Source organism: Providencia sp. PROV208 (genome assembly GCF_028479465.1).
Classification (GTDB): Bacteria; Pseudomonadota; Gammaproteobacteria; order Enterobacterales; family Enterobacteriaceae; genus Providencia; species Providencia alcalifaciens.
Genome location: NZ_JAMPNS010000035.1, coordinates 1 through 10,657, shown reverse-complemented (window position 1 = coordinate 10,657; position 10,657 = coordinate 1). Strand labels below are relative to the sequence as shown.

15 protein-coding genes are annotated in these 10,657 nt (G+C 31.7%); 13 read left to right on the top strand and 2 right to left on the bottom strand.

Annotated elements, in window-relative coordinates:
• Positions 1-526: hypothetical protein (locus tag PR766_RS18270; protein WP_272518490.1), on the top strand; the 526-nt coding region annotated here is incomplete at its 5' end.
• 96 nt (positions 527-622) lie between these two features.
• Positions 623-877: an acyl carrier protein gene (locus tag PR766_RS18265; protein WP_154635913.1), complete on the top strand. Its 255-nt coding sequence runs from the start codon at positions 623-625 to the stop codon at positions 875-877.
• Between the two features lie 36 nt (positions 878-913).
• On the opposite strand, the gene PR766_RS18260 is transcribed toward PR766_RS18265, so the two are convergent.
• Positions 914-1,423, bottom strand: a complete 510-nt coding sequence (locus tag PR766_RS18260; RefSeq protein WP_154635912.1) for a hypothetical protein — start codon at positions 1,421-1,423, stop codon at positions 914-916.
• A 424-nt stretch (positions 1,424-1,847) separates the two neighbouring features.
• Between PR766_RS18260 and PR766_RS18255 the strand changes: the two genes are divergently transcribed.
• The 11 genes from PR766_RS18255 to PR766_RS18205 all read left to right on the top strand — a co-directional run bounded on the left by PR766_RS18255 (position 1,848) and on the right by PR766_RS18205 (position 10,132).
• On the top strand, positions 1,848-3,536 hold the full coding sequence (locus PR766_RS18255) for a HilA/EilA family virulence transcriptional regulator (protein ID WP_154635911.1): 1,689 nt from the start codon (positions 1,848-1,850) through the stop codon (positions 3,534-3,536).
• Positions 3,537-3,992 carry a type III secretion system invasion protein IagB gene (gene iagB / locus PR766_RS18250; RefSeq protein ID WP_036950959.1) on the top strand — a complete coding sequence of 152 codons (456 nt, stop codon included), beginning with the start codon at positions 3,537-3,539 and terminating at the stop codon, positions 3,990-3,992.
• Between the two features lie 78 nt (positions 3,993-4,070).
• Positions 4,071-4,688, top strand: a complete 618-nt coding sequence (locus PR766_RS18245; RefSeq protein ID WP_154635910.1) for a hypothetical protein — start codon at positions 4,071-4,073, stop codon at positions 4,686-4,688.
• Positions 4,689-5,103: 415 nt separating this feature from the next.
• On the top strand, positions 5,104-6,309 hold the full coding sequence (locus tag PR766_RS18240; protein ID WP_154635909.1) for a PrgH/EprH family type III secretion apparatus protein: 1,206 nt from the start codon (positions 5,104-5,106) through the stop codon (positions 6,307-6,309).
• 19 nt (positions 6,310-6,328) lie between these two features.
• Positions 6,329-6,577, top strand: a complete 249-nt coding sequence (locus PR766_RS18235) for a type III secretion system needle complex protein (RefSeq protein WP_154635908.1) — start codon at positions 6,329-6,331, stop codon at positions 6,575-6,577.
• Positions 6,578-6,602: 25 nt separating this feature from the next.
• Positions 6,603-6,914, top strand: coding sequence for a type III secretion system inner rod subunit SctI (gene sctI, locus PR766_RS18230; protein WP_154635907.1), 312 nt, complete (start codon positions 6,603-6,605; stop codon positions 6,912-6,914).
• A complete protein-coding gene (locus PR766_RS18225) occupies positions 6,911-7,660 on the top strand; it encodes an EscJ/YscJ/HrcJ family type III secretion inner membrane ring protein (RefSeq protein ID WP_154635906.1) in 750 nt (249 codons plus the stop codon). The genes sctI and PR766_RS18225 overlap by 4 nt, the downstream gene beginning before the upstream one ends.
• Positions 7,653-8,255, top strand: coding sequence for a type III secretion apparatus protein OrgA/MxiK (locus PR766_RS18220; RefSeq protein WP_195848309.1), 603 nt, complete (start codon positions 7,653-7,655; stop codon positions 8,253-8,255). Before PR766_RS18225 ends, PR766_RS18220 begins: the two co-directional genes overlap by 8 nt.
• The gene (locus PR766_RS18215) at positions 8,212-8,901 is read left to right on the top strand and encodes a hypothetical protein (protein WP_154635905.1); all 690 of its coding nucleotides are present in this window, start codon (positions 8,212-8,214) and stop codon (positions 8,899-8,901) included. Before PR766_RS18220 ends, PR766_RS18215 begins: the two co-directional genes overlap by 44 nt.
• Entirely contained in the window at positions 8,898-9,335 is a 438-nt protein-coding gene (locus tag PR766_RS18210; protein ID WP_154635904.1) for a hypothetical protein, read from the top strand. Before PR766_RS18215 ends, PR766_RS18210 begins: the two co-directional genes overlap by 4 nt.
• Before the next feature lie 350 nt (positions 9,336-9,685).
• Positions 9,686-10,132 (top strand): hypothetical protein, encoded by a 447-nt coding sequence (locus tag PR766_RS18205; protein WP_154635903.1) that lies wholly within the window; start codon positions 9,686-9,688, stop codon positions 10,130-10,132.
• Between the two features lie 156 nt (positions 10,133-10,288).
• Here PR766_RS18205 and PR766_RS18200 read toward each other — a convergent pair.
• Positions 10,289-10,657, bottom strand: a 369-nt coding sequence (locus tag PR766_RS18200; RefSeq protein ID WP_272518489.1) for a cycle-inhibiting factor, incomplete at its 5' end; no start/stop codon positions are given.

Genomic DNA, 10,657 nt, shown 5'->3' with positions numbered 1-10,657 from the left:
GACAGCGGGCGGTCATGGCGGTAATGCCGCGAATGTGTTGACCGTAACTGAGACGAAGAATGGTGATTCAAATTCAGCATTAAATGCAGCTGCATCAAAATTGGCAACCGCACTGGATGTCAATACAAATCAAAATAGTGATTTAATTGGTGCCGCGAAGCAAACAATGCGAGCAACTGAAGAGGTATTGGCTAATCTTACCGGACGCTCCCAAAATTCGAGTTCAGCATTAAATGTAGCTGCATCAAAATTGGCAACCGCACTGGATGTCAATACAAATCAAAATAGTGATTTAATTGGTGCCGCGAAGCAAACAATGCGGGCAACTGAAGAGGTATTGGGGAATCTTACAGGAAGCTCAGTACAATCGAGCTCAGTATTACGGGAGGCTACATTGAGATTTACCAATAATATAAATATTGAGTCGTCTCGTCATCATGATGTTGTGGATGCGACAAGGAAGGTTCTTGAAAAGACGCAAGAGTTATTAAGTAAATCAACATTGAGTAGTGATAAAAGTAAGTAAGTTGAATTGTTAGGAAATAGTAGCCATATAATTTTATATGGCTACTTTCTGTTATGTATATCTAATGAGTAAAAATATTAATGATAAGAGATAGGCATGAGAGATAAAATTGAAAATGAAGTTAGAGATGTTATATCGTCATGTATCATTACTAATGATACAACAATAGAGCTAAATACTAATTTGGTTGAAGATTTATACGCTGATTCATTAGACCTTATTGATATCTATACAGCCTTAAGTGATAGATATAATTTAGACATAAAAGTATTTGATATTCCAGGGATAGAGACGTTTGGGGACATTTGCAATATAATTGAAAAAAATCAACAGATAAACCATCTTAGCTAATGATTTTTATCTAAGATGGTTTGGTTTTATAAAATTTTATTTTTTCGCACTGCCATTGCCAATATCGTCATTATTTGCGATATTGGTTTTTATTTTGTTATCTATTAATGTGTTGCTTGGGGGGGGGGGCTCTATCGTGTTGTTGTTTTTTTTGAGATTTATATTGATATCATTCAAGCTTTTGTGGGCGATAGATAGCGTTTCATACATGGTGATGTTTTTATTTTTTTTTAAAATTTTTAAATATTCATTAAATAGATTGTTTTCTTTTTCTTTTGATTTTAAATATTCAGGGTGATTTTTAAAAAATAATGCTATTTCACTTTTTGCTTCAGTATATTTATTGCAAAATAGATTTTTTTCACTGAAGTTATTGTTTTCTTGTTTACCTAACGTACTCATATCTAAATAATTTAAGCATTCATCCATACTTGTTATGCTATCCTCAGAGTTAATAGGGTTATTGAGACTCTTATTCGTGTTAACGTTGGTTTTTGTACAACCAATAAGCAATGATAAGCTTATTAACATAGTGATTAGTTTCATTTTATCTCCATGAATGTAATATTTTCATATTAGTAGTATTCCATAAAATTTATTTAGAATAAATAGAGTAATGAATTTTAAAGCTTGACGGGTGGCTCCTTAAGTGAAATTTGATTTATTAGTAAAATGAGCATTTTTTAAAAGTATTAGTGATTATTTATCATAATAATGAAATTCAAAAGCTGATTTTACTTTCACAATATTTTAACTTTTCTTACTTAAGGTGAGGGGATAAGGTACATATATAAGGTATTTATGAATATAAAGCGAAAGTAAATCCGAGTGTATTTTTTATTGATAATTATTGTTTTTATATATAGGGTTTATTTATAATAATGCAATAATTTTTTAATGTTAGTTATTCATTATTTTTGCATTGTATTATTAGTTGTTATTTACTTTTAAATTATAATGTATTCTTGTAATGTTACAGTTAAATAAAAACTCCTCTATTGAAGGTCGATTCGTTTTTGAAAATTTCATATTAACTCTAGATGGTGTTCTTATTCGAGATAAAAAAAGAATAAAATTACCACCTAAAGAGTTTGCCGTTTTATCTCTATTATTAGAATCTGCAGGTAAAATTGTTAGTAAAGATGTGTTGTTAGATCTTGTTTGGGGGGATATAGATGTAACAGAGGAATCTTTAACTCGTTGTGTTTACTCCCTTAGACGAATTTTATCGACAGGGAAAGATAGTCGATATATTGAAACGATCTATGGAAAAGGATATCGTTTTAACCAGCCTGTTTTTTCCATTTCTAAAAAAGATAATAAAAAAGTAAATTTATCAATAGCGATTTTCCCATTTCAAACTAATACAGAATTAGATATTTCAGAGATACATAATGATTTAATAAAGGGTGTATTTAAATATTCAAAATTGGGATTAACTGTATTACCTTCAGCCGTGACTCAGCATTGTGTTGATGTTAATAGCTTACTGGAACTGACTAGTAAATTAAAACCAGACTATTATTTGGCAGGTAAAATTATACCTTTAGAAAATGCATATAAAGTTACAATTGAACTTATTAGTACTGAAGGACATTGTTTGTTGTATCATGATAGTTTTAATTTTGTGAATGACCAATCTATTAATTTATTACAATACTGGATTTCCAATATAATATTACAGAATATTCCTGAATTACAAACCTGTCCATCTGAACTGAATTCATTGGATTCATTAGATTCTGCAACTATCTATTTAAATGGTATACATATGCTTTATAAACATACCTCTGATAGTTTACAGCAGGCAGCTATTCTTTTTCAAAAGTGTATTAATCGTTATCCAGAAAATATACTTTCTTATTACTCTTTGGCTGAGACTTATCTATGTTTAGCCCAATTTGGCTTTTTTGATAAGCAGCATGCGATTGATTCTGCTTATAAAATTGTTGAGGAAGTAACTAAGTTTAATAATGATAGTCCAAGAACATTAGGATTACTTGGACTAATTAAAACTATCAAGTCTGATTTTATTGTTGGTGAAATGTTGTTGAACCAGGCATTATTAATTGGTGGGAATGGTTCTGATATAAATTATTATTATGGATGGCATTTATTTTTAAAAGGGGAGTTACTTTTAGCGAATAAATATTTCGATCGGTGTTTAGAAATTACACCGACTCGTACTCCTGCAAGTATTCTAAAATTATGGATTGTATATTGCACGAAAAGCCTTGATGAATCAATTGCTTATTGTGAGTTTGTGTTGTCTCAAAACTTAAAGAACAATCCCGTTTTGAATAGTATGCTAGCACTTTTTCTTGCATTAAAAGGATATTTTGATAAGGCTAGATTAATTATTGAAGAAAGATTAAGTCATGGAGAAAACTGTGGTTTTGTTGAAGTGAATATTCTTTATGCTAAATATTGTATGAATAAAGATGATGAAATTGAAAATATAAATTCTTTTGTGAAGGAAAATATTGATAATATACCAAGCGCTATTCTATTGCCTTTGATTTATATTTCTATGGGAGAATGTAAGGCGTTAGAAGTATTAAGTGAACTAAAAGAAAAAAATGATATTTGGTTGAATTTATGGGGAAAAGATCCCCGCATAATTGAACTTGATAAAATCTTGCCTGGAAAGAGAGCGTGAATGATAAAGTTAATAATTTTATTATTTTTTCCTTTGGGGGTGTATGCGAATTGCTGGCAGCATGCAGCTTCAATTTATGGTATTGAGCCTGAATTGTTGTATGCCATAGCTCAACAAGAGTCGGGGCTTAAACCATATGTTATTGGAAAGAATAAGAATGGAAGTAAAGATCTGGGGGTGATGCAGATAAATAGTAGTCATTTACCAAGGTTAAAAGAATTAGGCGTAAACGAGAAGCAATTAGTAGAGGATCCTTGTTTATCTGTGGTTGTTGGTGCATCTATTTTATCTGATATGATGAAAATATACGGTTATTCATGGGAAGCTGTTGGGGCTTATAATGCAGGGATCTCTGAAAAAAGAAAAGTTGCTAGAATGCATTATGCAGAGAAAGTATGGTCTCATTATAAAAAAATTAAAGAAGAAAAATTGATTGATGAATTAGATGTGGAGTGATTATTTTTTGCAAGAACTGATACTGATATTATTTGAAAATAATATTCCATTAGAATAGTCTTAATAGGGTAAATATTTATGAATGTACATGGTATTGGTTCATTGCTTTATAAAGCTTTTTCTCAGGGTATTGGTGTTGGGGTGAAAGCTCCAGCCGTCAATTCGCTTCAGTTATCTAATGTTCTTGGACGTGTTGGTAATTCATCTGCAACATCACCGGCAGCACAACTTGCTAGGGGGGCTTCGGGTGTAGGTAATGGCTCAGCGGGTATTGTAGAGCATCTGTCTGGTGTGAGAGGGGAGGGAGTAAATCCTGCTTCTTTAAATATACCACCGATGGCACAGAGGGGTGCTGCGGCTTATTATAATGCTAGTATGTCGAAAGGAGCTAACTTAACACCAAGCGATGCGTCTCGTAATGTTATCCCATCTGGAAATATGGATGGCGAAAATGTAAATACAACACAAAATAAAAATGAATACTGTGGTGAATTACCACCTATTGCTAAGCAATTGATGGCTGAAATCGCAAAACATGAAGAGAGAAAATCAAATAATGGTTCAGTGGAACAGAATAGCAATTTACCGCCGATTGCTCAGCAATTGATGGCTGAAATTGCACGACATGAAGCAGGAAAAAATAATCGCGGTCCAATAGCACCAGATAGTCCAATGGGTAAAGAATATGGTTTCTAATTTTGAGAAGTTGAGATCTGGTACCCTATAAGATAAAACCGGTTTGAAAGAGGAGGTGGTAAACTCAATATTTTGTTAGTGTATTGCTTAGTTTGTGTGAATTTTTTGTTTGTATGCCTGTCGTTATGATTATTATTTTTAGCCTATCATTAATTGATAGGCTTTTTTTATTTATAGGGGGAGAGTTCTTTAATTTAAAAATAAGTTTGTTTTTAGTAATATTTTGTTACTAATAGTTTAGTTGTTGTATTTATTATGTTTTATTATTTTTTGCATTATGGAGTAAATGGGATTTTTTAATGTGTATCTGTCTGTTGATGGGAATATTATTGTTTCATTATTATTTCATCATGATTCTTTATGCGCGTGATTGTAAAGTATGAAAAAATTTGCCTACTGATGTTTTGATACTCAAATGATAATTGAAGATAAAGATAACAATCAGAGTATAACGAGTTTTGTTATTCGGCTGCTAAACAGTCCTTTAAGGGGGTGTGAGTTTCCTTTACCTCAAGGAAAGACGCTTTTTATCGTTAAAAATGAGGAGGAACTAGTTAATTTTGAGGTGGCTCCAGCATTACCTCTTGATACTATTTATATTCCTTTAGCTGAGGGAGGTATTAACTTTGAGATAAGAGTTAATCAAGAAGCCGCTGTGGATGAGGAGACAATTTTATTATCTGAGTTGAATGAGTCTGGCTCTTCTATAGATCGTACTATTTATTTCAATACGCCTATGAATATAGGTGAATTGAGCATTGCTATTCGGGCTGAAAATGAAGAATGGAGCACTGAAGTCTTATCGAGTGAAAGAGATCCTAAGAATAAGTTAAAGAATGTACCTAAAAAGAATCGTTTTTCATTATTATATAAATTTACCGTTTGTTTGGTGATTGCGGTAGGTCTTTTTATGGCTACCTTTTGGATGTGGAATGCACCGCAAAGACAAGTTGCAGAGCTTAGTTCATTGCTAGGTGTTGAAAAACAACAATTTCAAGTTTTATTAGGTCGAGATAACATTTTTTATATTGTGGCTAAAGATGAACGTAGTCACCTTTGGGCTCGTCAAGTCATAGCTCGAGGTGGATATGAAAAAGAGGCGCTAGTCGTTGATAACGAAAATGAGAATAAACGATTGACTGAGTGGCTTTCCAATAATTATCCTTCTATGCCATTTTATCGATTACATTTAAATAATCCAAAGAATCCTCAGTTTTGGATTAGCCGTCAGCGTACCTCGTTGGATCAAGAACAAAGAAAAAAATTGGTCGGTGAGTTAATGAAGGTTTTTCCTTATGCTGAATCTATTGATATCGTTTCTATAGACGATAATGTGGCAATCAGCCAAGCTGAGAATGGTTTAAAATTACAAGCACTACCTTATACAATCAATAAGGGAACACATAATTACACCTTTTTAATTAGAGGTTCTTTAGATGATGGAGAGATTCTACGTACTCGACAATTTGTTAATGAATATACCCAAAAATGGGGAAGTAATTATGTTCAATTTGCTATTGAATTAAAAGATGACTGGTTAAAAGGACGTTCTTTCCTATATGGAAGTGATGGGTATATAAAGAAAAATTCAAGCCATTGGTATTATCCAAGTCCGTTATAGTTACAAGAAGGAATATATTATGCTATTAAATAATATTTGGTCAGGATATTTAGATGATGTTTCTCTTACCTTTGATCAGGGAGTAAAGGATTTACAAAAGCAAATTGATGAGGCATTAAAGAATCTAGCTACTAGACCATCAGATCCTGAATTATTAGCACAATATCAAAGTAAATTATCTGAATATAATTTATACCGCAATGCGCAATCAAATACCGTTAAGGTATTTAAAGATATAGATGCTGCAATTATTCAGAACTTCCGTTAGTAATCGATAGGATTAAGAGGGCGTTATGTCGATTGTTATATCTAATATTTCTGCTATTAATGAGCTATCAAGTAGTGTGAATGGTATTGAGAGTTTAGAACCAGGTGTTATATCTTTAGAAGATAGATTGTTACGTAGTTTTTCTAGTACGGCGGTAGAAATGGGAGGAGAAAAAAATTCTATTTTAAATAAAATTGAACACCCTAATGCGGTAACAAATCCTGAAGAATTATTTGATCTACAGGTTCGTACATCTAATTACAATTTGGAGGTTTCTCTGCTGAGTACACTAACTCGTAAATGTGTTGGGGCAGTTGAAACGCTATTACGCTCATGATATTTCGTTGTTTATGTGCCATTTTAATGGTATTGCTTTTGAATGGATGTAAGGAAAAGAATTTATTTAAAGGATTAGATCAATACCAAGCAAATGAAGTTATTGCTGTATTACAAATGCATAATATCCAGGCAGATAAAGTTGATAATGGTAAAAGCGGATATAGTATTTCTGTTGCTGAACCTGATTTTACAGCGGCTGTTTATTGGGTTAAGGTGTATGAATTACCTCCGCGCCCTAGAATGGAAATTGCTCAAATGTTTCCAAGTGATTCGTTGGTATCTTCGCCTATAGCAGAGAAAGCCCGACTATATTCTGCAATTGAGCAGCGGTTAGAACAATCATTGCAAACGCTAGAGGGAATAGTTTCTGCTAGGGTTCATATTAGTTATGACATAGATTCAAATGAATCTGGAAAAGGTAGCAAACCCGTTCATTTGTCTGCTTTGGCTATTTATGAGCGAAATACTCCGTTAGGCTTGCAAGTCGGAGATATAAAACGATTCTTAAAAAATAGTTTTGCTGATGTTGAATATGACAATATTTCTGTTGTTTTATCAGAACGAAGCGAGGCTCAATTGCAAGCACCAGTACCAATTATTAAGCCTCAAGGATTTAACTTTGTATGGATAATCCTTTTGGTCTGTGTAATCACTTTAATTTTTGGAAGTATTCTTTTCCTGAAAAGAAAGAATGATTTTTCATTCATTAAAGCTAAAGATAAGAAAAATCAAGGTGATGAATAAAGAACCAATATCGGTCATTTTACAGAGGATATTGTTTAACCCATTATCGTATATTCATCCTCAACGAATTCAACATCTTCTTAGTGTGGAAGATTATTCTAGTAAGGAAATATCTGCTGTTAATGAACTATTATTGTACTCATTAAATTTAGAATACGATGATTCAAATATAAAATTATCGTCCTTAATGCAGAAACTGATACGTCAATGGAATCAATTACCTCAAGTTGCATATTTGATAGGTTGTCACGCATTGAGAAAAGAATTGACATGGAATGGTGCTTATCTTCAGCTACCTAGCTGGGTACGCCGTTTCATGTTGATCGATATCCCAAATCATAATATTACAGCAAATCCAATTATTAAAGGTAGAGATGCATTATGTAATAATTACATCATGAATTTGGGATATTCTTTTTTAGTTTATTGGGCCCATGAATTACCCAAGTCAATTTTTCAACGTATGCAGCTTTTATTTCCGTTTATAGACTATCCTGTAGTATTTGAAACTAAAGAGGTAAAACCTTTAATTTTAATACTGGCCTTACAATATGCTAAAACGTATCCAAACTCAGTCCCATCAATCTCTAATTAATGGAGTATTGATTAAAAATAAAATAGTAAAAAGTAGTTACTATATTGATAAATTAGAAAAAGATGCTCAAGAACGCGCGAAAAAAATTTTAAAGGATGCTCAGTCGGAAGCTGAACTTTTGCAAGAGCAAGCTTATTTTGATGGTTATAAACAAGGAATGCTCTATGCATTGAATCAAACAATATCATTTTTTACTCACCAAAGTGATATTGTTTTAAATTTACAAAAACAAGTAGATTCATATGTTAGAGATATGCTATTTGAAATAGTGAATAATCCTGAGACATTATTTGTAGTTTTAGATGAGTGGTTAGCAAACATACATTCAACGGAACACAGTCTGCTAATTACTTTACCTAAAACAACGAAATATTCAGATGTAAAATTGACTGAGTTTATTGAGAAACGGTGGGAAGGGAATGTCAATATAAACTACCATAATCACAATCGTTTTATTTTTCATTGTGGGAGTTATATTGCAGAATTCTCTCCGGATAAAATTATTGATTCTGGATGTATGACACTACAGAAAAAGTATTTATCTGAATTATCGAAAAAATGTAAAGTGCTTTCTGATGAGATTATGGATAGTTTTCTTCGTCAGAAGTTTGCTGATGAGTTAAGTCATGGTGGTGATGTATTATGAAGATATCACTGGATATTTATAATGATAAGTATACCCTTTCTTCCGGTTATAAAAATGATGTGGTTTCTTTAGATGAGCGTATCTTGGCATTGTCATCATTAAAAACTAATAAGGCTAATAGTTTTGAACAGGATTTTGTTAATTCTATATTAAATTTATCTGATTTGAATAGTGTTAGAGAGTATTCTGATCATATTAGCAGGTTACTTTATGGTATGGAAGATCCTGCAAATGGTAAAAAAGTGTTTGAAACATTTGAAAAACAAAAAAAAGCATTACAAAGCGCTCTTGAGTCTGTAGATCATAATTCAATGATGGGGGAAGGTATTATGGCGGTATTACTCGGCGTGACTAATGCTGAATCTCAAATGACGAAATGGATGCAGGATATTGTTTTATCTGGAGGAGAAATTAAGGAATTTGAAGAGTGGTAGTCATTTATAAATATGTGAATGAATTAGATTGATTTTATTTTTATCTAAGTTTTTTCTATTGTAAAATTTTTATGTTTTTTTTGATGTGTATTTGAATATCCTCTAGATAAAATAAAAAATAAATTTTGTGGAATTACGTTTCTAATTATAATATAATTATTCATATCTACGGTGATTCTATTTTCAATACATGTTGTATCACAAACCTCTGCCCCTATACCCATTTTAGGGGCTTTTTTTTATTTATATAATTTTATTTGTGTCTTTTTGATAATAAGGCATGACTTATATTAAATATCATATCTTGTATATTTATCTATATTATCTAATTACAATGGAGATTCCTGTTTATGCTAAGAAAATTCATTATTTGGTTTGTGGTAATTAGTTTTAATGTTCTTGCAAGTAATTATGATGTTTATATTGGTGATGTAAAAGATATCAATGGGGATGATTGTTGTTATAATCGGCATCCATCTATTGGTTTTATTAGTTCATGGGGGGATATTAATGAATATGAGCGTTATTCTTTAAATGATTTTAATTATATCTATAAAGGAAGGTTAGATAGGGAATATCATCCTGTTTTAGATGAATCCTATTACTATCTTAATGATTGCCCTCGTTTTTATTTTGACACAAAAGCTGATTTTTCTAGTTTTTTTTTGGAAAAATATAAAGATTTTGTTCCTTTTGAATGTATATCTACCCACTTAACATATGGGGAGAGTGGTATAAAATATGCTGAAATGATTTTGGGTAACGTTTTTGACTTTGGGGTTGGTTATCATTTTTAATTTATATTAATTATGCAATGGAGCCTATTATGTGAATAGGCAAGTAAAAATTTATTTTTGATTAATATAATAAAAATTAGAAGGGGGGCTTTGATTATAATTTTTCATTTCATAGGGGCTACCAAGTTACCAAAATTATTTTTTATGATAGATGTTTTAGATCGTTTTTTTTAAGAAAATTTGCTCAATATTCTCTAGAACAAGACTTTCCGTGTACTCTTTAAGTAAAAAAGTCGACTCCTTAAACGTTGATAAGCTTAATCTCTCAAATCTCAATAGGTTAGGTGATTGGTCGATGTCGAATATTTTTGCTATAAGAGTTTGATTGACAATGTTGTTATTCATTGTTTGAACGTATGATAAAAAATCATGAAGAAATAATGGATTAGGGCGTTCTGCTTGCATCCATTCAGCGGCTTTAACTTGTCGAGTAACCCCTTCACCAAGGTCTGTTTGATATAAAAAGCATTGTCTTGAATCATTTTTACCTGATGGGATATCAATAACATAAGAATGACCTAATGC